Origin of the sequence: Microvirga solisilvae (genome assembly GCF_022808595.1) — a bacterium.
Lineage (GTDB): Bacteria > Pseudomonadota > Alphaproteobacteria > Rhizobiales > Beijerinckiaceae > Microvirga > Microvirga solisilvae.
The window spans coordinates 497865-522069 of the sequence record NZ_JAKUCN010000001.1 but is presented as its reverse complement, the minus strand read 5'-3'; the positions used below and the strand labels follow the sequence as shown (position 1 = coordinate 522069).

The window sequence follows — 24205 nt, the reverse complement described above, 5'->3', positions numbered from 1 at the left end:
TTAAATGCCCTGGCGGGAGGGAACCTTCCGCAGCTCGACGGCGGTTTCCTGCGTGCGGGCGTTCTGCTTCGAGATATCCTGGCGGCGCACACCGACGCGCTCGCGCAGGGTCAGCACGATGGCGCCGATCATGGCGACCAGCAGGATCAGGCCGGCTGCCTGGAAGAAGTAGAAGTAGCGGGTGTAGAGCACGTGGCCGAGCGCCTCGGTATTCGTCATCACATCGGCGGCCGGGATCGGAACCGCAGGCGAGCGGACGAGGCCCGGATCTATCACATAGGCGCTGACCACGAAGATCAGCTCGATCAGCAGGATGAGGCCGATCAAGCCGCCGATGGGCAGGTATTGCAGGAAGCCCTGGCGTAGCGCCGCGAAGTCCACGTCGAGCATCATGACGACGAAGAGGAACAGCACCGCGACCGCGCCCACATAGACGATGACCAGGATCATCGCCAGGAACTCGGCTCCCATCATCAGGAACAGGCCCGCCGCGTTGACGAAGGCCAGGATGAGGAACAGCACCGACTGCACGGGATTGCGCGAGGCGATGACCATGAAGCCGGACGCGATCGTGATCGTCGCGAACAGATAGAAGAAGGCGGCGGTAACCGTCATGCTCAAACACAAGCCGCCCCAAGAGCGGCCCCTTCCGACGTGACCCCGGCGAATCCGGTGGCCTGTCTATAAATTCCGAACCCGGAGGGAACAACCCGCCGGACATGCTTGCCCCCTGCCCTTGCCGGGCAGGAAGCGGTGATCAGCGGTAAGGCGCGGTCTTCGCGATATTGCGCGCGATTTCACGCTCCCAGCGCTCTCCATTTTCGAGCAGCTTGGCCTTGTCGTAATAGAGCTCCTCGCGGGTCTCCACGGAGAACTCCAGGTTCGGGCCTTCCACGATGGCGTCCACCGGGCATGCCTCCTGGCACATGCCGCAATAGATGCACTTCACCATGTCGATGTCGTAGCGCGTCGTGCGGCGGGTACCGTCGTTGCGGCGCGGACCGGCCTCGATGGTGATGGCCTGAGCTGGGCAGATGGCCTCGCAGAGCTTGCAGGCGATGCAGCGCTCTTCCCCGTTGGGATAGCGGCGAAGCGCGTGCTCACCACGGAAGCGAGGACCGCGATGGCCCATCTCGAACGGATAGTTGAGCGTGGCCTTCGGCTTGAAGAAGTACTTCATGGTGAGCGCGAAGCCGACCACGAATTCCCTGAGCAGAAGGGAGTTGAAGAACTGACCGATCTTCATGTCGATCTCCTTAGCGCATGCCCGGCGCGTTGCCGGTCGCCATCAGCACGCCTGCCACGATGACCACCATGGCGAGCGACAGCGGAAGGAACACCTTCCAGCCCAGGCGCATGAGCTGATCGTAGCGGTAGCGCGGCACCAGGGCCTTCACCATGGCGATGAGGAAGAAGAGGAAGCTCGCCTTCAGCACGAACCAGATCACGCCGGGTACCCAGGTGAAGGGCGCGAACGGGATCGGGGACAGCCAGCCGCCGAGGAACAGGATCGTGCCGAGCGCGCACATGGTCATGATGGCCACGTATTCGCCGAGCATGAACAGCAGGTACGGGGTGGAGGAATATTCCACCATGTAGCCGGCGACGAGCTCCGATTCAGCTTCCGGAAGGTCGAAGGGCGGGCGGTTCGTCTCGGCCATGGCCGAGATGAAGAACACCACGAACATCGGGAACAGCGGCAGCCAGTACCAGCCGAGCATGCCGAGGCTCGAGTTCTGCGCTTCGACGATCTTCGAGAGATTCAGGGTGCCGGCGCACATGAGCACGGTGACGATGACGAAGCCGATGGAGACTTCGTAGGACACCATCTGCGCCGCCGAACGAAGCGCGCCCAGGAACGGGTACTTCGAGTTCGACGCCCAGCCGCCCATGAGAACGCCGTAAACGCCGAGCGACGAGATCGCGAAGATGTAGAGAATGCCCACATTGATGTCGGCAATCGCCCAGCCCGCGTTGAGCGGAATAACCGCCCAGGCGGCCAGCGAGAGCGTGCACATCACCAGCGGTGCCAAAAGGAACATGCCCTTATTGGCGGGCGCCGGAATGATCGGCTCCTTCAGCACGAACTTCAGCAGATCCGCGAAGGATTGCAGCAGGCCCCAGGGCCCGACCACGTTCGGGCCGCGACGCAGCTGAACCGCAGCCCACACCTTGCGGTCGGCATAGAGCGCGTAGGCGATGAAGACGAGAAGCGCGACGAGCATGAGCAGGCTCTTGCCCAGCATGATCGCGACAGCGAGGAGAATATCTCCCAATTCCATGGTTCTCTCTCCTCTCTTACTCGGCCGCTTCGAGCTTCAGCTCACGGGCGAGCGCGGAGCACTCGGCCATGACGCCGGAGGCGCGGGCGATCGGGTTCGTCAGGTAGAAGTCCTTCACAGGGCTCACGAAGGCGTCGCGGCCCGGTGTGCCGCCGATGCCGGCAAGCGCCTGGATGGCGGAAGCGCCATCGGCAGGCTGAACCGTGTCGATGGCCGCGAAATGCGGATGAGCCGCATAGAGCTTGGCACGCAGCGCATTGAGCGAGTCGAACGGCAGGCGATGGCCGAGCACCTCGGACAACGCGCGCAGGATCGCCCAATCCTCACGGGCCTCGCCCGGCGCGAAGGCCGCACGGTTGGCCATCTGCACCCGGCCTTCCGTGTTCACGTAGGTGCCGGACTTTTCCGTGTAAGTGGCAGCCGGCAGGATCACGTCGGCGCGGTGAGCGCCACGATCACCGTGGGTGCCCTGGTAGATCACGAAGGCGCCGGGAGCGATGTCGATCTCGTCCGCACCGAGGTTGAACAGAACCTCGACGCCGCCCGAAGCCATCTGCTGTGCAGTCAGGCCACCCTCGCCCGGCACGAGGCCGAGATCGAGCGCGCCGACGCGCGAGGCTGCCGTGTGCAGAATCGAGAAGCCGTTCCAGCCATCCTTCACCGCATTCACGTCGCGCGCGAGCTTGGCGACGGCGGAGAGGATCGCGAGACCATCCGGACGGGCGAGAGCGCCATGCCCCACGATGATCAGCGGACGCTCGGCGCCCTTCAGCTTCTCGAGGAAGCTGTGGCGGCCCGAGGCCAGCTCGGCGAGCGTGTCAGCGCCAGCGCCGAGGTATTCGCAGGGATAGGTCAGATCCACGTTCTCGCCGATGAGGGCGATCGGCGGAGGAGCCACGCGCCAGCGCTTGCGGATGCGCACGTTGACGAGCGAGGCCTCGAAGCGCGGGTTGGAGCCCACGATCAGGATCGCGTCCGCATCCTCGATGCCGGGAATGGTGGTATTGAACAGATAGGAGCCGCGACCGTAAGCCGGCGACAGCACCGTGCCGTCCTGGCGGGCGTCCACATTCGTCACGTCGAGGCTCTGCATGAGGAGCTTCAAGGCGAACATCTCTTCGACCGCTGCAAGATCGCCGACGATGGCGCCGATCTTCTTTGCGTCCGTGCCCTTCACCTTGGCGGCGATGGTGGCGAAAGCCTCCTGCCAGGAAGCGGGACGCAGGCGACCGTTTTCACGCACGAACGGGCGATCGAGACGCTGCAAGCGTAGGCCGTCGACGATCTGGCGCGTCTTGTCGGTGATCCATTCCTCGTTCACAGACTCGTTCACACGCGGCAGGATACGCATGACCTCACGGCCACGGGAATCCACGCGGATCGAGGAGCCGACCGCATCCATCACATCGACGGAATCGGTCTTGGTGAGTTCCCACGGGCGGAAGTGGAAAGCCTCAGGCTTATGGGTGAGCGCACCCACCGGGCAGAGATCCGCGATATTGGCCTGGAGCTCGGAGCCGAGAGCCTTCTCGAGATAGCTCGTGATCTCCATGTCCTCGCCGCGCCAGATCGCGCCCATGTCCGGCACGCCTGCCACCTCGGCGGTGAAGCGCACGCAGCGGGTGCAGTGGATGCAGCGGTTCATGGAGGTCTTGACCAACGGGCCAAGATACTTGTCGGTCACCGCGCGCTTGTTCTCATGGTAGCGGCTGGTGTCGACGCCGTAGGCCATGGCCTGGTCCTGCAGGTCGCACTGGCCGCCCTGGTCGCAGATCGGGCAATCGAGCGGATGATTGATGAGCAGGAACTCCATCACACCTTCGCGCGCCTTCTTCACGGTCGGCGACTTGGTGGAGATTTCCGGCGGCTCGCCATTCGGGCCCGGACGGCAATCGCGCACGCCCCAGGCGCAGGACGCGACCGGCTTCGGCGCGCCCTTCACCTCGACGAGGCACATGCGGCAATTGCCGGCAATCGACAGGCGCTCGTGGTAGCAGAAACGCGGAACTTCCGCGCCCGCGGCCTCGGCGGCCTGGAGCAGCGTGTATTCGGCGGGGACGTCGACCTCGACGCCATCAACGATGATTTTAGCCATCTCTATCTCACTCCGCCGCGATCATGACGGATTCTGAATGCGGGTTCGCCGCGTAGTCGTCGATCCGCTTCTCGATCTCATGACGGAAGTGGCGGATCAGACCCTGGACCGGCCAAGCCGCCGCGTCGCCGAGCGCGCAGATGGTATGGCCTTCGATCTGGGTCGAGACTTCGAGCAGCATGTCGATTTCGCGCTTCTGGGCGCGGCCCTCGGCCATGCGGTTGAGCACGCGCCACATCCAGCCGGTACCCTCGCGGCACGGCGTGCATTGGCCGCAGCTCTCGTGCTTGTAGAAATACGAGATGCGGGCGATGGCGCGAACGATGTCTGTGGACTTGTCCATGACGATCACGGCAGCGGTGCCGAGACCCGAGCGCAGGTTGCGCAGGGTGTCGAAATCCATCGGAGCATCGATGATCTGATCGGCAGGAACGCAAGGCACGGACGAACCGCCGGGGATCACGGCGAGCAGGTTGTCCCAGCCGCCGCGAATGCCGCCGCAATGGGTGTCGATCAGCTCGCGGAAGGTCAGGCCCATGGCCTCTTCCACATTGCAGGGCTTGTTCACGTGGCCCGACACGCAGAACAGCTTGGTGCCCACGTTGTTCGGGCGGCCGATGCCGGAGAACCAGGATGCGCCGCGACGTAGGATCGTGCCTGCAACAGCAATCGACTCCACGTTGTTCACGGTAGTCGGGCAGCCATAGAGGCCCATATTCGCCGGGAACGGGGGCTTCATGCGGGGCATGCCCTTCTTGCCCTCGAGGCTCTCGAGGAGCGCCGTCTCCTCGCCGCAGATGTAAGCGCCTGCGCCGTGGTGGACATAGAGGTCGAAGGGATAGCCGTGGATGTTGTTCTTGCCGATGAGACCGGCGGCATAAGCCTCGTCCACCGCGCGCTGGAGAGCGTGCTTCTCGCCGATATACTCGCCACGAATGTAGATATAGGCCGCATGCGCGCCCATGGCGAAGGAAGCGATGAGGCAGCCTTCGATGAGAAGATGCGGATCGTTCCGCATGATCTCACGGTCCTTACAGGTACCCGGCTCGGACTCGTCGGCATTGACGACGAGGTAATGCGGGCGGCCATCCGACTGCTTGGGCATGAAGGACCATTTCAGGCCCGTCGGGAAGCCCGCGCCGCCACGACCGCGAAGGCCGGAAGCCTTCATCTCGTCGATGACCCAGTCGCGGCCCTTCTCGAGGAGGAACTTGGTTCCGTCCCAAGCGCCACGCATCTTCGCGGCTTCGAGATCCGGCGAATGGAAGCCGTAGAGGTTGGTGAAAATGCGATCTCTATCGTGAAGCATCTTAAGTCACCCCCTCAGGACGTCTTGTTGTCTTTGTCGACGGTCACGCCCGGCTTGCTCTCGCTGCCGTCGCGGCGCGTCTCGGCTTCAGCCGGAGGCGTACCGGCATTGGGCGTCGTGGGGCTTGTCGGAACCGCGTCCTTGCCCGGCGATGCCACATAGGACTTGCCGCTCTGCGGAGCGGGCTTGGCCGCGTCTTCCGTGCGAGCCTCGACCTTCGTCGCGCGGGACGCGTCGCCAGCTTCCTTTTGGTCGGTCGGGTTCACCGGAGCCTCGCCCTCTTTGGCGCGCTTGGCCGGGGTATCGGCAGCGTCGCTTTCGATGGCGCGTCCGGCGGCAGGCTTTGCAGCCTTCGCAGCTTCCGGGACGGTCGCCGTGGCAGCGGCAGCCTCGCCCGTGGCGGCAGGCTGGGCCTGCTCCTCGAAGCGCTTGCGCCATGCGCCGATCTGCGAGCCGTCGTAGAGCGACGGGTCCTGCAGGGTCTTCACAGCATCATGCGGCTCGGAGCGGTTGCGGCCGATCTGCGAGCCGGTCTTCACCGGGCGACCTGCGGCGAGATCGTCGAGAAGCTTCTCGAAGTTCTCGCTGGTCAGGTCCTCATAATAGTCGTCGTTGATCTGCACCATTGGCGCGTTGCAGCAAGCGCCCAGGCATTCAACTTCGAGCCAGGAGAACTTGCCGTCGGCAGTCACATGGTTCTGCTCGCCGATGCGCTTTTCCAGAACCTTCTTGATGTCGCCTGCGCCGCGCAGCACGCAAGGCGTGGTGCCGCAGAACTGGATGAAATATTTTCCAACCGGTTCCAGGTTGAACATCGTGTAGAAGGTCGCCACTTCCATCACGCGGATGATCGGCATGTCGAGCCGCGCGGCCACCGCTTCGATAGCCTTGCGCGGCAGCCAGCCGCCGGCCTGCTCTTGCGCCTTCCACAAAAGCGGGATCACCGCCGAGGCCTGTCGGCCGGGCGGATATTTGGCGATCTGCTGCTCAGCAAAAGCTTCCGTTTCGGACGAGAACGCGAAGCTCTCGGGCTGCAATTCTTCAGGCGCGAGCTTACGAACGGCCATTTGACTCTCTTCTCCTCATCGTCATGGCCGGGCAGAGCCCGGCCACTCACGACTTGAACTTCTTCCATCACGCTTTTCAGAGCGCGACGCCGGACCCGAAAGCGAGTCCGGATTATTCCTTACCGGTCCACTTCACCGAACACGATGTCGATGGAACCGAGAATGCCTGCGACGTCGGCCAGCATGTGGCCTCGGCACATGAAATCCATGCCCTGCAAATGCGCAAAGCCCGGAGCGCGGACGTGGCAGCGATACGGCTTGTTGGTGCCGTCCGAGACCAGGTACACGCCGAACTCGCCCTTCGGAGCCTCGACGGCGGCATAGACCTCGCCCGCAGGGACGTGGAAGCCTTCCGTGTAGAGCTTGAAGTGGTGGATCAGCGCTTCCATGGAGCGCTTCATGTCCTTGCGCGACGGCGGTGCAATCTTGCCGTCGAGCGTGTTGACAGGTCCCTGCCCGTCCGGCGCGCGCAGCTTGTCGAGGCACTGGCGCATGATGCGCACCGACTGGCGCATCTCTTCCATACGGATGACCTGACGGTCATAATTGTCACCGTTGAGGCCGACCGGAATGTCGAATTCCATCTCCTCGTAGCACTCATAGGGCTGCGACTTGCGCAGGTCCCAGGCAACGCCGCAGCTGCGGACGATGACGCCGGAGAAGCCCCATTTCCAGCAATCGTCCAGCGTGAGCACGCCGATATCGACGTTGCGCTGCTTGAAAATTCGGCTGCCCATGACGAGCGTGTCGAGATCATCGAGCACCTTCAGGAACGGATCGCAGAAAGCCTCGATGTCGTCGATCAGCTCGGGCTGGATGTCCATGTTCACGCCGCCCGGCCGGAAGTAGTTGGCGTGCATGCGCGAGCCGGAGATGCGCTCGTAGAAGATCATCAGCTTCTCGCGCTCCTCGAAGCCCCAGAGAGGCGGCGTGAGCGCGCCAACGTCCATGGCCTGCGTGGTCACGTTGAGAAGGTGCGAAAGCAAACGGCCGATTTCCGAGAACAGCACGCGGATCAGCTGCGCGCGGCGCGGAACCGCAATGCCCAGCAGCTTCTCGACCGCGAGGCAGTACGCATGCTCCTGGTTCATCGGCGCAACGTAATCGAGCCGGTCGAAATACGGATTGGCCTGAACGTAGGTCTTGTATTCGATCAGCTTTTCGGTGCCGCGGTGAAGCAGGCCGATATGCGGATCGACGCGCTCGACGATCTCACCGTCGAGCTCCAGCACGAGGCGGAGCACGCCGTGCGCAGCCGGGTGCTGAGGACCGAAGTTGATCGTGAAATTGCGGATATTATGCTCGCCCATGGGTCGCCCTTTCCGCCTTATGCCTTGGCCTTCTCGTCACCGGGCAGCACGTAATCAGTGCCTTCCCAGGGAGAGAGGAAGTCGAAGTTGCGGAATTCCTGGTTGAGCTTCACCGGCTCATAGACCACGCGGCCCTGGCCATCGTCGTAGCGAACCTCGACATAGCCGGTCAGCGGGAAGTCCTTGCGAAGCGGATGGCCTTCGAAACCGTAATCCGTCAGCAGGCGGCGCAGATCCGGGTGACCGGAGAAGAGCACCCCGTACATATCGTAGGTTTCGCGCTCGAACCAGTTCGCCGCCGGGAAGAGGCCGATGAGCGAGGGAACCGGGGTCACCTCGTCCGTCTGAACCTTCACGCGGATGCGGCGGTTCAGGTGAGGCGCCAGGAAGTGGTAGACCACGTCGAAACGCTTCTCGCGGGCGGGATAATCCGCGCCGCAGATATCGATGAAGCAGACGAAGCGGCATTGCGGATCGTCCCGCAGGAACGACACCACGCGCACGATTTCCTCGGCGCGGACAATGATCGTCAGCTCGTCATAGGCAATAGCGCGATCCTCGATCACCCCGCCGAGGGACGAGGCGATGTGATCGCTCAGGGCTTGGAGCTCAGCACTCATCTATCAGACCTTTGCTCAGCGCTCGATGGTACCGGTGCGACGGATCTTCTTCTGAAGAAGCAGCACGCCGTACAGGAGCGCCTCCGCGGTCGGGGGGCAGCCAGGCACGTAGATGTCGACCGGCACGATGCGGTCGCAGCCACGAACCACCGAATAGGAATAGTGATAATAGCCGCCGCCATTGGCGCAGGAGCCCATGGAGATGACGTAGCGCGGCTCCGGCATCTGGTCGTAGACCTTGCGGAGCGCGGGGGCCATCTTATTGGTCAGCGTGCCGGCGACGATCATCACGTCCGACTGGCGCGGCGAGGCGCGAGGCGCGAAACCGAAGCGCTCCACGTCGTAACGCGGCATGGACATCTGCATCATCTCGACGGCGCAGCAGGCCAGGCCGAAGGTCATCCACATGAGCGAGCCGGTGCGCGCCCAGTTGATGAGGTCCTCGGTCGAGGTCACGAGGAAGCCCTTGTCGGACAGTTCTTCGTTGATGGAGACGAAATAGGGATCAGTCGAGCCCACCGGCTTGCCGGTATTGGGATCGATGATGCCGCGCGGGGCGGGAGCCACCAGGGTGGATTGGTTATCGGAGATCAATCCCATTCCAGGGCTCCCTTCTTCCACTCGTAGACGAAGCCGACGGTCAGGACGCCGAGGAAGATCATCATCGAGATGAAGCCGAACCAGCCGAGATTCCCGAACACGATGGCCCAGGGGAACAGGAAGGCGACCTCGAGGTCGAAGATGATGAAAAGAATGGCGACCAGATAGAACCGCACGTCGAATTTCATGCGTGCATCGTCAAAGGCATTGAACCCGCACTCGTAAGCGGACAGCTTTTCCGTATCGGGCTTGCTGTAGGCGACGATGAAAGGCGCCACGAGCAGCGCCACCCCGATCAGGAGCGACACGCCGATGAAGATCACGAGAGGCAGGTAGTCGGCGAGGAGATTCGTCATACGACACCCAGAAGGAACGGAGCGCGGCCGGAGAGGCCGGCGACATGCCACGCATTTAAGCCACAAATCTGCCCAAAGACAGGCCCTGCGACAAACGGCGGTTTGCGGGGGTTGGCTTAACCGAGTTCCCCTCTTCTGACAAGGGTTTGAGGTGCCGTAAAAAGAACCATTCCAAACTAAGATGTGGCCTTCTCCGCGGCATGGGCCGCCTTGCGATTGGCCTTCTCCTCCGCCAGATTTGCGGCAGTCTCGGCCTTGGCCCGCGCCTCGCAATGAGCCCGAATCTCGTCAAGCTCTTCCTGGGTCAGGTGTTCGATGCCAATGAAGACATTCTGGGCGGCGCTGGCCCGGATCAACTCGTCGAGCTTGGCCTGAATCGCGGCCCCGTCCCGGTTCTGGGTGTTCTGGATCAGGAAAACCATCAGAAAAGTGACGATGGTGGTGCCGGTATTCACCACGAGCTGCCACGTATCGGAATATGCGAAAATCGGCCCTGTCAGGGCCCAGACCAGGATGACAATGAGGCTCAAGGCAAAGGTCATCGGGCGGCCGGAAGCCTGCGCTACCCAATTGGAAAAGCCGGTAAAGAGCTTTGACACCATCGCTGCGCCCTTGCCTTCATCCTGCACGGAGCGGCCGGAAACTCTGGGAAAATGCTCAAAACCCCAAAAAGTGCCACGCTTTGGCCCATGGGCAGGGTTGCAGATACAGAAAGGCTGTCCATGGAGCTTCAGCTCAGAGCATGTTCTTCGATGGAGTTGTCACGGGAAGAAAAGTGGCGCGGGCGACGGGGCTCGAACCCGCGACCTCCGGCGTGACAGGCCGGCACTCTAACCGACTGAGCTACGCCCGCGCATGGCAACCGCCGAAGCGGTGCGTGGGGTGCGGTTTAAGGGCCGCCCTGCCCCCTGTCAAGCGGTCCCTGCATCCATTTTTGACGAGAAGCGCAAAACCTGCAGGCCCGGCCATCTTCTTTCCAATCTGAAAGGAAAGCGGGCTTCGAATGAGGAGCTTTAATCGGATACGGCCGCCTCGGACGGCACCTTGAGGGATCGCAGAACACGATCGCATTCGACCAACTCATCCAAGGCAGACTGAAGCTTGCTCAAGGCGTCGTCCGACAAGAGAGATTCGGATGGAACGATCAGCGTATCGGCCATTTCGGGGGCCAGAGGCTCTTCATCCGGTTCGATAAAGGCACCCTTGGGCTCGGCACGCGGGGCACCAACACTTTCCTCGCCCCGGCCGATGGCCTGGACGAAGCGGATGCCCTCCTCCTTGAGGATGCGCTGCACGCCCTTGATCGTGTAGCCCTCGCCATAAAGAAAATGACGGATGCCTTTGAGGAGATCGACATCGTCGGGACGGTAATAGCGCCGGCCGCCGCCGCGCTTGAGTGGCTTGATGTGGGAGAAGCGGGTTTCCCAGAAGCGCAGCACGTGCTGCGGCAGATCGAGCTCCTCGGCCACCTCGCTGATGGTCCGGAACGCGTCGGGGCTCTTGTCCATCGCGGCGCCGGTCATCGGGTCTTAGTCCTCGCGCTCGATGATCTCACCGTTGATATAGGCCTTCAGCACGTTCGACGGCTTGAACACCATGACCCGGCGCGGGTCGATGGGCACTTCGACGCCGGTCTTGGGGTTGCGGCCCACGCGCTCGCCTTTGCTGCGTACCACGAAAGAGCCGAAGGACGAGAGCTTCACGGTCTCGCCGGCAGCTAGGCTGTCGCAGATCTCGCCGAGGACGCGCTCGACCAATTCGGCCGATTCGGTCCGTGAGAGGCCCACCTTCTGGTAGACGGCCTCGCTCAGGTCCGCTCTCGTCACAGTTTTGCCAGCCATTGAGCTCCCCAGCGAATGAGTTCTTTGGTCTTTCAAGCGTTTAGAATGCTTTAGAACGCTATGCAGATGGTCCCGTATGGTCAACCTTAGAGTTGTCGTCAACCCGTAGCCATATAGACCAAATGGTCTATATTCCTACCAACGGATGAGCGCACTACCCCAAGTGAACCCACCGCCGATGGCCTCGATCATGACGAGGTCGCCGGCCTTGATGCGTCCGTCCTTGCGGGCGACGTCGAGGGCGAGAGGGATCGAAGCGGCCGAGGTGTTGCCATGCCTGTCGACGGTGATCACCACCTTCTCGGGCGCGATGCCGAGCTTGTCGGCGCTAGCCGTAATGATCCGCTTGTTGGCCTGATGCGGCACGAACCACTTCAATTCCTCGGGCGTCGTGCCGCTGGCCGTGAAGGCGTCCTTCACTACGTCTGTGACCATGCCGACGGCGAACTTGAAGACTTCCTTGCCTTCCATCTTCAGGACGCCGGTGGTCTTCGTCGAGCCAGGGCCGCCATCCACATACAGCTTGTCGCGATACCGGCCATCGGAACGCAACTGCGAGGTCAGAACGCCCCGGTCGGCAGAGGTGCCCTCGCCTTCCTGGGCTTCGAGAACCAGCGCGCCGGCACCGTCGCCGAAGAGCACGCAGGTGGTGCGGTCGTTCCAGTCGAGGATACGCGAGAAGGTCTCGGCGCCGATCACAAGGGCCCGCTTATGCGAACCGGATTGGAGAAACTTGTCGGCGGTAGCGACGGCATAGACGAAGCCGGTACAGACCGCCTGCAGGTCGAAGGCCGCGCCGTGGCTGATTCCGAGCCCGTTCTGGATCATCGTCGCGGTGGACGGGAACGTGTGATCCGGCGTCGAGGTGGCGCAGACGATGAGGTCGATGTCCTGCGCGGTCAGGCCCGCATCGGCAAGCGCCGCCTCCGCCGCCTTGATGCCGAGAACCGAGGTCGTCTCGCTGTCATCGGCGATGTAGCGCTGCTCGATGCCGGTCCGCTGCACGATCCAGTCGTGCGTGGTGTCCACGAGCTTTTCGAGCTCCTGGTTGGTCAGCTTGCGCTTCGGCAGGTAGGACCCGACGCCGCGTACGATGGAACGGGTGCGTTTCAAGATATTGCTTTCCTCAGGCCGAATGCCCGACCGGATCATGCTCCAGCATGCTCCGGATTGTGTTCATCAATTCAAAATGCGCCATGTCGTAGGCCACGTCGATGGCGCTGGCGAAACCCAGATCGTCAGTGCCGCCATGGCTCTTCACCACCACGCCCTCGAGGCCCAGGAAGACACCACCATTGACCTTGCGCGGGTCCATCTTGTCCTTGAGAGCGTTAAAAGCCTGTTTAGCGAACAGGTAGCCGATCTTGGCCATCAGCGTGCGGCTCATGGCGGAGCGCAGGTATTGGCCGATCTGCTTGGCGGTGCCCTCGGCGGTCTTGAGCGCGATATTGCCCGTAAAGCCCTCGGTCACCACCACATCGACGGTTCCCTTGCCCAGATCGTCGCCTTCCACGAAGCCGTGATAGGTCAGGTAGGAAGCATCCATTTCCTTGAGGATGCGACCGGCTTCCTTCACCGCCTCGATCCCCTTGATTTCCTCGGTCCCCACATTGAGCAGGCCCACCGTGGGCTTCTCTAGGTCAAAGACGATGCGCGCCATGGCAGCGCCCATGATGGCCATATCGACCAAGTGTCCCGCATCGGCGCCGATGGTCGCGCCCACGTCGAGCACGATGCTCTCGCCGCGCAGGGTCGGCCACATGCAGGCGATGGCCGGGCGCTCGATATGCGCCATGGTCTTCAGGCAGACCTTGGCGGTTGCCATGAGGGCGCCGGTATTGCCGGCGGAAACGCAGGCATCGGCCTCCCCGTCACGGACGGCCTGAACCGCCTTCCACATGGAGGATTTGCCCCGGCCCATGCGGATCGCCTGGCTCGGCTTCTCGTCCATGGCGATGGCGATCTCCGAATGGCGAAGCTCGGTCGCGGCCTTCAGCTTGGGATGCGCATTCAACAGGGGTGCGATCACCGCCTCGTTGCCGAACATGAGAAAGCGGATATCGGGATGGCGCTCCAGGGCCAGGGCAGCACCCGGGATGACGATCGACGGGCCATGGTCCCCCCCCATCGCATCGAGCGAAATACGCACTGGCTTCGACATAACCGTTTTTTCTTTCTTCGGCTTTGAACAGGGGGCGGAAAATACCGTTTTACGGGTGTATCGCAACCGAATTCTGTAGCCCGCCTCGCAGCGGGCTATGGAAGCGAACAGGGCTCAGAAGCCGTTATTTTCCAAGGCACCGCCTTGAGAAGCTCGATCCTATTTGTCAGTCTTCAGCTTGCCCAGTGCGGCAAAGGGAGAATCCTTGGCGTCCTTGGCATCGCTGTAATCGAAGTCCACTCCCGGCTTGCGGGGATAAGGATCGAGGCCGAGCGCCAGGAACTCGGCGGTGAGCGCGCCCAGGTCGATCTGGCCATTGATGATCTCGTCCGGAGGCTCGTATTCGTTGATGTCCGTCGGAGGCTCGGCCGGCATGCCGGAGGGCTCGGCGAAATCCACCTCGACCTCCTCCTCGATGTCGGAATCGAACGAATCGAGGGTGACGACGCACACTTGGGTAATGGAGGCCTTCACCACGCCCGCGACATGGATACCCTTGGCGGTGCTCGTCAGCTTGTACTCGCCGGACAGAGCCTGAATGCCGGGAATACCGAAATCCTTGGCCAGCGCGGCGCGCTCCTCGGCATTCGTGTCCACGCGAACCTCCTGCCCGCGCGGCGGGATGTTCATGACGTCCACGAGGCGTGACAGGGGACCTACGGTTTCAGGGGTCATCGGTTTCCCTCCTCTGCAAAGGCCTCGGGCGCCGGAAAAACGGGCCCGGATTCGAGTAACATATCAAGCGTGACGGCTTTGAGACCTTTGTCCGCAGCAAGGGCATAACGCGCAAGCGCAATGGCAGGTGCATCGGCTCCCAGGGCATTGCGGCCCAAGGCCTCGGCCAGTGCGGCCTCATCGGCAGCGTTAAGGGCAGGATCATAAGCATGAGCACGCCCGTAAAAGGACGCGGCCACCTTCTTCATACGCTTGGGCACCACCGTGTCCCCCACGCCCATCTCCCGTAAGGAGGCGTCCATATCGCGGAAGAAGGCGTCGGTCAGGTCCTTGGCCACGTCGTCCGCCGGAGCCGGAAGCTCCCGCAGGGCCCTCAGGGACAGAACCATGTGGAGAGACAGGGACTCGAACCGCCCTTCCAGGGTATCCGGGATGCCGAGGCCAGCATAAAGGCCGGGATTGCGGGAGGCATCGGCGATTCTCGCATAGAGACCCGCGATCGCCACGCGCCGGGGATCCTTGCGGAAGAGACTGAAGATCACAGCCTTTTCCCTTCAAAGCTTGTCAAAATCGAAACCACGGGTTACGCCATCACGATCCATAGGCGCAAGCTCATCCGCGCCGCATTCCTGGAAGAACCGTACGATGCGTCGATATCATACCCTTTTGGTACGCCTTGCGACCGCGACTTTCCTGGCAACCTCTGTCGCCGCCTGCACCATGGGCGAGGAATTTGCTCGCGGATACCAGTTGGACGAGAACGCCGTCGCCCAGGTGAAGAAGGGCATGGGCGCCGAGCAGGTGCTGCAGACCCTGGGCACGCCCTCCACCGTGTCCACCGTGGGCAACCGCAATTGGTACTACATCAGCCAGCGCTCCCGCCGCACGATCCAGTTCATGGGCGAAACCGTGGTCGATCAGCGCGTGACGGCCGTCTATTTCGACAAGAACCTGCGCGTCGAGCGCGTGGCCATCTACGGCATCCAGGACGGCCAGGTGTTCGACTTCATCTCCCGCAAGACCCCGTCCGGCGGTGAGGAGACGAGCTTCCTCGGTCAGATCCTCAAGGGCACGAACAGCTTCAACCCGTTCAGCAGCTAAACGAATTCATCGTCAGAACCGAAAAGGCCGGGCGCATAGCCCGGCCTTTTTGCTTGAAGGCGCTGGATTGTGCCTCAAGGACTTTTGGCCACGGCCATCACCATAAAGCCCATGCACTTGCGTCCGTGCTTGATCTGCATGGCCTCGAAGGCACTCGCCTCTTCGGCAAAGGGGTGTTGGCCGCAGGCATCCGCATAATTCCGCAGCTGCTGGAAGTAAGGGGTCTCATAAGCCTCCCATTCCGCGACGCTGCTCAGATGTTCGTAGCGAATACGGAACCCAGCCTTTCGCACTGTCTCCGCCAACGCCTCGCGGCTCATGAGTTCATCCTCTTCCGCGCCGAGGAAGGCCAGGTAATCGGCATGGGGGCGCTCGGCCCAGACACCCTCGCCGAGAAGCACGACGCCCCCAGCTTTCAGATGCGTCGCGCCATAAGCCAGAACTTCCTGGAGTGAGCCGATGGCATGCGTGGCGCCCAGCAGCGCGATGGCATCGAACGTCTCGGAAGCTTTCCATTCGCGCCCGTCTGCGACGATCATCTGCAGGCGGTCCGCGACGCCATTCTTTCTGGCAAGCGCTTCGCCCTGAGCGGCAAGGACGGGATTACGTTCGATACAAACGGCAGAGGCAACAGGATCCTTTTTCAGGAGATGGCGAGCGAGAGCCGCCTTTCCGCATCCCATATCGAGCATTCGGGCTCCGGTCGGAATGGTAGCAACGAGCTCATCGAGTGTCTGACCCGACATGGGCGACATCAGATCAATCGATGCGTGCCCAATGACAGTGCGCTGCTCACGAGCCGTAATGGAGGCGAGAGCTTCAGGCCCGAAAGGGTCGGTATAGATCACGGCTGTCTTCCTGCATGGACAAAAGAAAACCTCGCAGCTTGGGGCTGCGAGGTTGAAACGTTGTTCTGGCTCTGAAGATGTTAGGAATGAGCCAGGATTGCAAGCAGCATCAGGGCGATGATGTTGGTGATCTTGATCGCAGGGTTCACGGCAGGGCCTGCTGTGTCCTTGTAGGGATCGCCGACGGTATCGCCCGTCACGGAAGCCTTGTGGGCATCCGAACCCTTGTGATGGGTGGTGCCGGAAGAATCCGTGAAGCCATCCTCGAAGGACTTCTTCGCGTTGTCCCAGGCGCCGCCACCGGAGGTCATGGAGATGGCGACGAAGAGGCCCGTCACGATCACGCCGAGCAGCATCGCACCTACGGCAGAGAAGGCCTGCGACTTGCCCGCAACCCACAGGATCACGAAGTAGGTCACGATCGGAGCCAGCACCGGCAGAAGCGAGGGGATGACCATCTCCTTGATCGCGGCACGGGTGAGCATGTCCACCGCACGGCCGTAATCGGGACGCTCGGTTCCCTGCATGATGCCCGGCTTCTCGCGGAACTGACGACGTACTTCCTCCACCACAGCGCCTGCCGCGCGGCCCACCGCTGTCATGGCGATGCCGCCGAACAGGAACGGAATGAGACCGCCGAACAGCAGACCGACCACCACGTAAGGATTGGTGAGCGAGAAGTCCGGCGCCACGCCCTGGAAGTACGGGTACTGCGCTGCGTTCTTCGTGAAGTAGTTGAGATCCGACGTATAGGCCGCGAAGAGCACAAGCGCACCGAGACCTGCGGAGCCGATGGCATAGCCCTTCGTGACCGCCTTTGTGGTGTTGCCCACCGCATCGAGAGCGTCCGTGGACTTGCGCACTTCTTTCGGCAGGCCCGCCATTTCGGCGATACCGCCCGCGTTGTCGGTTACCGGACCGAACGCATCGAGCGCCACGATCATGCCCGCAAGAGCCAGCATCGCCGTCACCGCAATCGCAATGCCGAAGAGACCTGCGAGCGTGTAGGCGACGATGATGCCTGCGATGATCACGATGGTCGGCAGCGCCGTTGATTCCAGCGAGACCGCGAGACCCTGGATCACGTTAGTGCCATGTCCCGTCACCGACGATTGGGCAATGGAGCGAACGGGGCGGAAGCCGACACCGGTGTAGTATTCGGTGATCACGACGATGAACGCCGTGACGGCAAGACCGATGATCGAGCACCAGAACAGATCCTGCCCTGTGAACTCGGCCCCTGCGATTGGACCGAAGCCGATCATCTGCCAGGTCACGAGACCGATTGCGACGGCGGAGAGGATGCCGGTTACGATCAGGCCCTTGTAGAGCGCGCCCATGATGGATTCGTTCTGACCGAGCTTCACGAAGAAGGTGCCGATGATCGAAGTGACGATGCAGGCCGCGCCGATAGCGAGCGGATACATGAGCATCGAGTCGAGGATGCCCTGCCCTGCGAAGAAGATCGCCGCGAGAACCATTGTGGCGACCACGGTCACCGCATAGGTCTCGAACAGGTCAGCCGCCATGCCGGCGCAGTCGCCCACGTTATCGCCCACGTTGTCTGCGATGGTCGCGGGATTGCGCGGATCGTCCTCGGGAATACCGGCTTCCACCTTGCCCACGAGATCGCCGCCGACGTCTGCACCCTTAGTGAAGATGCCGCCGCCGAGACGGGCGAAGATCGAGATCAGCGAAGCGCCGAAGCCGAGAGCCACGAGGCTGTCGATCACCACGCGGTCGGCCGGATTGAGGCCGCCGATGCGGGTGAGATAGCCGTAATAGAGAGCCACACCCAGAAGCGCGAGGCCTGCCACCAGCATGCCGGTGACGGCGCCTGCCTTGAAAGCCACATCGAGACCGCCGCCGAGAGACTGCGTGGCTGCTTGGGCCGTGCGGACATTGGCGCGGACGGACACGTTCATGCCGATGAAGCCGGCAGCGCCCGAAAGGATCGCGCCGATGGCAAAGCCGATGGCCACGCGAATGCCGAGCAGATAGGCAATGATGACAAAGAGGACCACGCCCACGATGCCGATCGTCGTATATTGCCTGCGGAGATAGGCTTTCGCGCCTTCAGCGACCGCGCCTGCAATTTCCTGCATGCGCTGAGAACCGGCGTCCCGCTTCATCACATCGCTGACGGCCCAGAGGCCATACGCAATCGAGAGAAGCCCGCCCAAGATAATGAGGGTGAGTGCCATCATGCCATCCTTGTTATGGGAAAGCAGAAAGCCGATGCTCAAAGCCTGAATTTTGGCCTTGAACGGCCTCCACCCCCAGAGAAGTTTATATTTGGTGGCAAAAAAGGAGGCACTCCGCAACAATACTTGGCTCCCAACTCACAGGAGCCTCTTTAGACTTTATGCTGGTATCGTTGCGCGTGCCCTATGCTGCCAGAGCAGCAGAATTAGAGCGACAACGACCGGCGGGAAGACCATCCAATTCACCGTATCCCACCCGCCGGCGTTCAAAAGCTTGCCCGACGAGAAGGACGCTGCCGCGACCGAGCCGAAGACCAGGAAGTCATTGGCAGCCTGGACTTTCGTGCGTTCCTCGGGACGATAGCAGTCGGTGACCATGGCGGTCGCGCCGATGAAACCGAAGTTCCAGCCGATGCCGAGAAGGATAAGTCCGGCCCAGAAATGAGCGACTTGGATCCCGGACAAGCCGATGGCCGCCGAGATGGCAATCAGCAGTAGTCCTGTGGCCGTAACCCGTTCCTTGCCAAAGCGGCCGATCAGGCGTCCCGTGAAGAAACTAGGGCCGAACATGGCCAGGATATGCCATTGGATGCCGAGCGCCGCGGTTTCGATGGGCAGTCCGCAGCCTACCATCGCGATGGGAGCTGCGGTCATGAGGAAGCTCATGAGAGCATAGGAAACGAGACCAGCCACGACAGCGACAATGAACTTGGGCTGGCGCACGATCTCGCTCAAAGGCCTGCCGCCGGTCTTACCGGAAGCAGTGGCACTGACCGGAACGGGCCGGAGGAAAGAGACAACCACCATCGACAGGAGAGCAAGTGTTGCCTGTCCCAGGAAGGCGCCCGAGAACGGCGCGGCCTGCACCGCGTCCCGCAGCCAGATCACCGTTTGCGGCCCGATGACACCCGCAACGAGACCGCCGGTCATCACCCAGGCAATCGCGCGCGGCTTGAAGCTCTCGGACGCGGCATCGGTCGCGGCGAACCGGTAGCTCTGGTTGAATGAGCCATACATGCCGATGATGAGGGTGCCGATGCAGAACAGCACGAAGCTGAAAGAGGCGATGCCGAATGCAGCAAGGCAGCCGCCCCCAAGACCAATTCCGGCACCGACGATGTAGCCGACGCGCCGTCCTGCCTTTCGCATGAGCATCGCGGCAGGAATGGTGCCGAGCGCCAGACCGAGATTGAGCAAGCTGACGGGAAGCGTCGCGAGCTCCTTATTCTCCGCGAGGCTCTGCCCCACGAGGCCACCGAGGGAAACCACGATGGCCGGGCTCGATCCGCCAAGCGCCTGGGCGCAAGCGAGCACGAGCGCATTGCGCTTGGCGAGAGCATCAGAAGTGGGAGAATGAACCTGCATCGTAACGTCTTTCAGAATTCTGCATCCGAAAGACCGGGCTCTCATGCCCTTGAACGACCTGGCCTATGGCGGACACCGCAATGCCGACGCTATCTGCCTCTTTCATGAAGCTGTCGAGGCTCTTCTGTGCCACAGTGCAGAGAATTTCGTAATCGTCCCCGCCGGTCACGGCGAGATCGTAGAGCGCCGGCCCTACCGAGATGGCTTTTCGCAAGGCTGCGGAGAAAGGGATTGCCTCGCCGTCGATCAACGCCGATACGCCACTCACCCGCATCATCTTAGCGAGATCGCCTGCAAGGCCATCGGAAACATCCATGGCGGCATTGGCATGGTCTCGCAGAACGCGCGCCAAGCGATGACGGGGCTGCGGATGCAGGTAGCGGTCAGCAAGATGAGCTCTCTCATCCGTTGAAAGATGGTCGGCCCAAGCAGGAGCTTTACGGAGCCTCAAGCCCAAGGCGGCATCGCCGATGGTGCCGGTGACGCAGATGATGTCGCCCTCTTGCGCGCTTGTACGTCGAACCATGCGCCCCGTAGGCACTTCACCGATAGCAGTGACCGAGAGAGTGAGTGCTCCCCTTGCCTTCACGGTATCACCACCAAGCAGCGGGCAGGAAAAATCGCGTGCGGCTTCGCCTAGACCGGCAGCGAACTCGGCAAGCCATTCCTCGGTCCATGTTTCAGGAAGCGCGAGGCTCAATAGGAAACCGGACGGATCAGCGCCTTTGGCGGCAAGATCCGACACATTCACGCCGAGCGCCTTGCGGGCGATGGAAGCAGGTGAATCCTCGGGTAGGAAATGAACCGTCTCGACCAGTGCATCCGTGGTGAGCACGAGATCATGCCCCTGCTTGGGGGCAAAGCAGGCGGCGTCGTCCTTCAGACCAAGAGCGCCCTCGCCCGCGATAGGCGCGAAGAAACGGGCGATGAGCCCGTCTTCATTGGGTCGCGCCCGGGATGTCATGGGCTTATTGCTTCGCCTGCCCGGCCGCCTTCTTCTCCAGCTCACCGGGGCGAACGTCGCGGGCGAGCGTGTCGAGAACGGCGTTCACGAGACCGGGTTCGTCCTCGCCATAGAAGCCATGGGTCACGTCGACATATTCGGTGATGGCGACACGAGCCGGCACGTCCTTGCGGAACATCAGCTCATAGCCGCCAGCGCGGAGAATGGCGCGCAGCACCGCCTCGACGCGGCGCAGGGGCCAGCCTTCGGAAAGTGCCTTGTCGATCTTCACGTCGATGGCGCGCTGGTTCTGCACCACCCCGGAGATCACATTGCGGAAGAACTCGATGTCGGACGGCTTGAACTCGATGCCCTCGACCTCGCGGCCGATCCAGAAGGCCTCGAACTCGGCCAGGGCATCGACGACGCTCTTGCCGGACACATCCATCTGATAAAGGGCCTGGACGGCGGCGAGACGAGCGGCGGAACGCTCTGCAGGCTTTGCCATGACGATCAGGCCTCCAGCTTGTTCTTGATGCGAAGAACGGCGAGCGCCGCTTCCACCGCACCCCCGCCCTTATTCAATTCACTCACGTTCGCCCGGGTCCAGGCCTGCTGCTCATTCTCCACGGTCAGGATACCGTTGGCGAGCGGGATCTTGCGGGCGACTGACAGGTCCATGAGGGCACGGGCGCTCTCGCCGGCCACGATGTCGTAATGCCCCGTCTCGCCGCGGATCACGCAGCCCAGCGCCACGACGGCGTCATAAGGCTTGCCGGCCTTGGCGGCGGCATCGAGGGCAATCGCCACGGTCGCCGGGATTTCGAGGGCGCCGTCGAGAGTCAGGACGTCCATGGTGGCCTGGGCGGCCTCGACCGCGCCTTGCGTGCCGCGCAGCAACTCGTCGGCGATATCGTCGTAGAACCGCGCCTCGACGACGAGGATGCGGGCACCGGGGACGGGCGGGCGGGAACCTTGCGGCTTGGCGGAATGGGAGACCATGGAGCTTCTCAAAACCTTTGTCAGCGTCACCCCTCATCCTGAGGAGCCGCGTAGCGGCGTCTCGAAGGAGGGTCCAGAGAACTCTGGAAACGCCCTCGTCCTTCGAGACGGCCTAACGGCCTCCTCAGGATGAGGGCTGCGTAGTGGATCCGGAAATGTTGGCCGTTCCCCTACCCCGCCCGGCGGGCATCCGCAAGGCGCGCGGCGTAGCGGGCCATGAGATCGACCTCGATATTCAGCTTGTCGCCCTCCTTGCGTTCGCCCCAGGTGGTGACGGCAAGGGTGTGAGGAATGATGAGCACGGTGAAAAGGTCGCCATCCACCGTGTTCACGGTCAGCGACGTGCCGTCGAGGCAGACGGAGCCCTTTTCCGCAATGAAGCCCGCCAGATTGGACGGAGCCTTGATGGTGAAGCGCGCGGTGGGACCCCATGGATTGTCACCCGCCGTAATCGCCTCCACCTTCACGATGGTCGCCAAACCATCCACATGACCGGTGACGATATGACCGCCGAGTTCGTCGCCGATCTTGAGCGAGCGTTCCAGGTTGATCTTCGTGCCCGCCTTCCAGTCACCGACCGTGGTGCGTTCCAATGTTTCGGCCGCCGCATCCACATCGAACCAGCAGCCGCCCTCGCGCGGCCCGAGAGCCACCACCGTGAGGCAGGCTCCGCCGCAGGCGATGGATGCGCCGAGCGCAATCGTCGCGGGATCGTAGGATGCACTGATGCGCAGGCGCTTCAGGGTCCCCTGTGCGCCCTCCGCAGCGACGACCTCGCCGACATCGGTAACAATACCCGTGAACATCAGGGTTTCTCCCAGAACATGAAAAGATCGGAGCCGACCTGTTCGTCGGCGTAAAGAGCGAGTTCGTCCATGCGATCCTGCAGGGCGAGACCGAGAGCCGGAACATCCCCCTGGCCGCGCGCGGAACGGCCAGTCACGAGGATCAGCTCGTCGATAAGATCGGCCTGCGCAAGCGCGTCCGCCAGACCGGGACCGCCTTCGCAGAAGATGCGCGTCAGGCCGCGCGTGCCGAGAAGCTGAAGCGCCTCGACCAAAGAAACGCGGCCCGCCGCATCTGCAGAAACGCGCAAAACTTCGACACCCTGCGCGACGAGCGCATGTTCTGCTTCGACGGACGCACCGACGCTCGTGACGATCCAGGTCGGGATCTCACGTGCGCCAGTCACAATGCGCGAGGTCAACGGTGTACGCAGATGCGTGTCGATGACGATGCGGATCGGCGAACGGTTCTCCAGTCCCGGCAGGCGCACGTTCAACAACGGATCGTCCGCCAACACTGTGCCGACACCGACCATGATCGCATCCGCATGAGCGCGCATCAGATGCACTTTGGCATTGGCGATCTCGCCCGTAATCATCAGGCGCGGACCCTGGCGGGAACCGGCCAACCCTTCCGTGGTGCGGGCAAGTTTGACCGTCACAGCAGGACGCCCCTTCGTAACGCGGGTGATGTGTCCGCGATGAGCGCGACGAGCGAGAGGCTGTAGGCATCCCGCAACAACTTCGATGCCCGCAGAGCGCAGGCGCTCATGGCCAAGACCGGCAACACGCTTGTCCGGATCTTCGATAGCGGAAACGACGCGCGCGATACCTGCTTCCACCACTGCGTCAGCGCAGGGCGATGTCTTGCCATGATGCGAGCACGGCTCGAGAGAGACATAGAGAGTTGCACCCTTCGCGCGCTCTCCCGCCGCGGCCAGCGCGATGCGCTCGGAGTGCGGGCGACCACCGGGCTGCGTAGCCCCTTGCGCGATGATGGCGGGAGCATCCCCGCTCTCGTCGACAATGACGGAACCGACGGAAGGGTTTGGCCAGGTTAGCCCGAGATTGCGCTCGCCGAGAGCAATGGCAAGGCGCATGAAGCGTTCGTCCCGCTGTATTCGGTCGTCGCTCATCACTCGGACTGCACGGGTTTCTTCTTCAGGCGCGGAGCTTCTTCCGGCTCTTCCGCAAGCTTCTCAAGGATTTCCTCGAAGTCCTTGGCCTCGCGGAAATTCTTGTAGACGGACGCGAAGCGCACATAGGCCACGTCGTCGAGGCCCTTCAGCCCCTCCATGACGAGCTCGCCTACGGTTTCGCTGGGCACATCGCCCTCGCCCATGCTTTCGAGCTGGCGCACGATGCCGTTGATCATGCGCTCCACGCGCTCAGGATCGACCGAGCGTTTGCGCAGAGCCACGTCCACCGATTGCTGGAGCTTGTCACGGTCGAACGGCACGCGCCTTCCCGAACGCTTCACCACCGTGAGCTCGCGCAACTGCACGCGCTCGAAGGTCGTGAAACGACCGCCGCAATCCGGACAGATGCGGCGGCGGCGGATGGAGGAGGAATCGTCCGTGGGACGGGAGTCCTTCACCTGGGTGTCGAGACTCCCGCAATAGGGACAGCGCATCGATTTTT

Annotated in this window: 27 protein-coding genes and 1 tRNA gene; 1 reads left to right on the top strand and 27 read right to left on the bottom strand. The window is 62.4% G+C overall.

From position 1 onward, the window contains the following. The 18 genes from MJ639_RS02580 to MJ639_RS02495 form a co-directional block, all read right to left on the bottom strand. Positions 1–615 carry an NADH-quinone oxidoreductase subunit J gene (locus MJ639_RS02580; RefSeq protein ID WP_243368466.1) on the bottom strand — a complete coding sequence of 205 codons (615 nt, stop codon included), beginning with the start codon at positions 613–615 and terminating at the stop codon, positions 1–3. Positions 616–757: 142 nt separating this feature from the next. Then, on the bottom strand, positions 758–1246 hold the full coding sequence (nuoI, locus tag MJ639_RS02575; protein WP_243368465.1) for an NADH-quinone oxidoreductase subunit NuoI: 489 nt from the start codon (positions 1244–1246) through the stop codon (positions 758–760). A 10-nt stretch (positions 1247–1256) separates the two neighbouring features. Further along, a complete protein-coding gene (nuoH, locus tag MJ639_RS02570; protein WP_243368463.1) occupies positions 1257–2282 on the bottom strand; it encodes an NADH-quinone oxidoreductase subunit NuoH in 1026 nt (341 codons plus the stop codon). Between the two features lie 16 nt (positions 2283–2298). Next, complete coding sequence (gene nuoG, locus MJ639_RS02565; protein ID WP_243368461.1) at positions 2299–4377, bottom strand: NADH-quinone oxidoreductase subunit NuoG; 2079 nt, start codon at positions 4375–4377, stop codon at positions 2299–2301. A gap of 7 nt (positions 4378–4384) precedes the next feature. Continuing rightward, positions 4385–5686: an NADH-quinone oxidoreductase subunit NuoF gene (gene nuoF, locus MJ639_RS02560; RefSeq protein WP_243368459.1), complete on the bottom strand. Its 1302-nt coding sequence runs from the start codon at positions 5684–5686 to the stop codon at positions 4385–4387. 14 nt (positions 5687–5700) lie between these two features. Next, positions 5701–6753 carry an NADH-quinone oxidoreductase subunit NuoE gene (nuoE, locus tag MJ639_RS02555; RefSeq protein ID WP_243368457.1) on the bottom strand — a complete coding sequence of 351 codons (1053 nt, stop codon included), beginning with the start codon at positions 6751–6753 and terminating at the stop codon, positions 5701–5703. 119 nt (positions 6754–6872) lie between these two features. Then, entirely contained in the window at positions 6873–8063 is a 1191-nt protein-coding gene (locus MJ639_RS02550) for an NADH-quinone oxidoreductase subunit D (RefSeq protein ID WP_243368455.1), read from the bottom strand. Positions 8064–8080: 17 nt separating this feature from the next. After that, on the bottom strand, positions 8081–8683 hold the full coding sequence (locus MJ639_RS02545; RefSeq protein ID WP_243368453.1) for an NADH-quinone oxidoreductase subunit C: 603 nt from the start codon (positions 8681–8683) through the stop codon (positions 8081–8083). A gap of 15 nt (positions 8684–8698) precedes the next feature. Then, entirely contained in the window at positions 8699–9283 is a 585-nt protein-coding gene (locus tag MJ639_RS02540; protein ID WP_243368451.1) for a NuoB/complex I 20 kDa subunit family protein, read from the bottom strand. Next, the gene (locus MJ639_RS02535) at positions 9274–9639 is read right to left on the bottom strand and encodes an NADH-quinone oxidoreductase subunit A (protein ID WP_243368450.1); all 366 of its coding nucleotides are present in this window, start codon (positions 9637–9639) and stop codon (positions 9274–9276) included. The genes MJ639_RS02540 and MJ639_RS02535 overlap by 10 nt, the downstream gene beginning before the upstream one ends. 176 nt (positions 9640–9815) lie before the next feature. Then, the gene (locus tag MJ639_RS02530; RefSeq protein ID WP_243368448.1) at positions 9816–10241 is read right to left on the bottom strand and encodes a low affinity iron permease family protein; all 426 of its coding nucleotides are present in this window, start codon (positions 10239–10241) and stop codon (positions 9816–9818) included. 174 nt (positions 10242–10415) lie between these two features. Next, positions 10416–10492: transfer RNA gene (locus tag MJ639_RS02525), tRNA-Asp, on the bottom strand. Positions 10493–10652: 160 nt separating this feature from the next. Continuing rightward, a complete protein-coding gene (locus MJ639_RS02520) occupies positions 10653–11147 on the bottom strand; it encodes a MerR family transcriptional regulator (RefSeq protein ID WP_243369018.1) in 495 nt (164 codons plus the stop codon). Positions 11148–11168: 21 nt separating this feature from the next. Further along, positions 11169–11480, bottom strand: coding sequence for an integration host factor subunit alpha (locus tag MJ639_RS02515; RefSeq protein WP_243368447.1), 312 nt, complete (start codon positions 11478–11480; stop codon positions 11169–11171). 135 nt (positions 11481–11615) lie between these two features. Further along, entirely contained in the window at positions 11616–12632 is a 1017-nt protein-coding gene (locus MJ639_RS02510) for a beta-ketoacyl-ACP synthase III (RefSeq protein ID WP_423790741.1), read from the bottom strand. Then, the gene (gene plsX, locus MJ639_RS02505) at positions 12607–13641 is read right to left on the bottom strand and encodes a phosphate acyltransferase PlsX (RefSeq protein WP_243368443.1); all 1035 of its coding nucleotides are present in this window, start codon (positions 13639–13641) and stop codon (positions 12607–12609) included. The genes MJ639_RS02510 and plsX overlap by 26 nt, the downstream gene beginning before the upstream one ends. 159 nt (positions 13642–13800) lie before the next feature. After that, positions 13801–14316 (bottom strand): YceD family protein, encoded by a 516-nt coding sequence (locus MJ639_RS02500; RefSeq protein WP_243368441.1) that lies wholly within the window; start codon positions 14314–14316, stop codon positions 13801–13803. Next, positions 14313–14858, bottom strand: coding sequence for a ubiquinol-cytochrome C chaperone family protein (locus MJ639_RS02495; protein ID WP_243368440.1), 546 nt, complete (start codon positions 14856–14858; stop codon positions 14313–14315). Before MJ639_RS02495 ends, MJ639_RS02500 begins: the two co-directional genes overlap by 4 nt. 103 nt (positions 14859–14961) lie before the next feature. On the opposite strand from MJ639_RS02495, the gene MJ639_RS02490 reads away from it, so the two are divergent. Then, positions 14962–15417 carry an outer membrane protein assembly factor BamE gene (locus MJ639_RS02490; protein ID WP_243368438.1) on the top strand — a complete coding sequence of 152 codons (456 nt, stop codon included), beginning with the start codon at positions 14962–14964 and terminating at the stop codon, positions 15415–15417. Between the two features lie 74 nt (positions 15418–15491). Here the strand turns inward: MJ639_RS02490 and MJ639_RS02485 are convergent, their stop codons facing one another. The 9 genes from MJ639_RS02485 to nrdR all read right to left on the bottom strand — a co-directional run bounded on the left by MJ639_RS02485 (position 15492) and on the right by nrdR (position 24197). After that, positions 15492–16265 (bottom strand): SAM-dependent methyltransferase, encoded by a 774-nt coding sequence (locus tag MJ639_RS02485; protein WP_243368436.1) that lies wholly within the window; start codon positions 16263–16265, stop codon positions 15492–15494. 80 nt (positions 16266–16345) lie between these two features. Further along, positions 16346–18472 carry a sodium-translocating pyrophosphatase gene (locus tag MJ639_RS02480; protein WP_243368434.1) on the bottom strand — a complete coding sequence of 709 codons (2127 nt, stop codon included), beginning with the start codon at positions 18470–18472 and terminating at the stop codon, positions 16346–16348. 156 nt (positions 18473–18628) lie between these two features. Beyond that, the gene (locus MJ639_RS02475; protein ID WP_243368432.1) at positions 18629–19834 is read right to left on the bottom strand and encodes an MFS transporter; all 1206 of its coding nucleotides are present in this window, start codon (positions 19832–19834) and stop codon (positions 18629–18631) included. Beyond that, positions 19809–20798, bottom strand: a complete 990-nt coding sequence (thiL, locus tag MJ639_RS02470) for a thiamine-phosphate kinase (RefSeq protein WP_243368430.1) — start codon at positions 20796–20798, stop codon at positions 19809–19811. The genes MJ639_RS02475 and thiL overlap by 26 nt, the downstream gene beginning before the upstream one ends. A 4-nt stretch (positions 20799–20802) precedes the next feature. Beyond that, complete coding sequence (nusB, locus tag MJ639_RS02465) at positions 20803–21285, bottom strand: transcription antitermination factor NusB (protein ID WP_243368428.1); 483 nt, start codon at positions 21283–21285, stop codon at positions 20803–20805. A gap of 5 nt (positions 21286–21290) precedes the next feature. Then, on the bottom strand, positions 21291–21779 hold the full coding sequence (ribH, locus tag MJ639_RS02460) for a 6,7-dimethyl-8-ribityllumazine synthase (RefSeq protein ID WP_243368426.1): 489 nt from the start codon (positions 21777–21779) through the stop codon (positions 21291–21293). Positions 21780–21949: 170 nt separating this feature from the next. Beyond that, positions 21950–22585: a riboflavin synthase gene (locus tag MJ639_RS02455; RefSeq protein WP_243368424.1), complete on the bottom strand. Its 636-nt coding sequence runs from the start codon at positions 22583–22585 to the stop codon at positions 21950–21952. Beyond that, positions 22585–23700 carry a bifunctional diaminohydroxyphosphoribosylaminopyrimidine deaminase/5-amino-6-(5-phosphoribosylamino)uracil reductase RibD gene (gene ribD, locus MJ639_RS02450; RefSeq protein WP_243368422.1) on the bottom strand — a complete coding sequence of 372 codons (1116 nt, stop codon included), beginning with the start codon at positions 23698–23700 and terminating at the stop codon, positions 22585–22587. Before ribD ends, MJ639_RS02455 begins: the two co-directional genes overlap by 1 nt. Then, complete coding sequence (gene nrdR, locus MJ639_RS02445; protein WP_243368420.1) at positions 23700–24197, bottom strand: transcriptional regulator NrdR; 498 nt, start codon at positions 24195–24197, stop codon at positions 23700–23702. The genes ribD and nrdR overlap by 1 nt, the downstream gene beginning before the upstream one ends. Between the last annotated feature and the right edge of the window lie 8 nt (positions 24198–24205).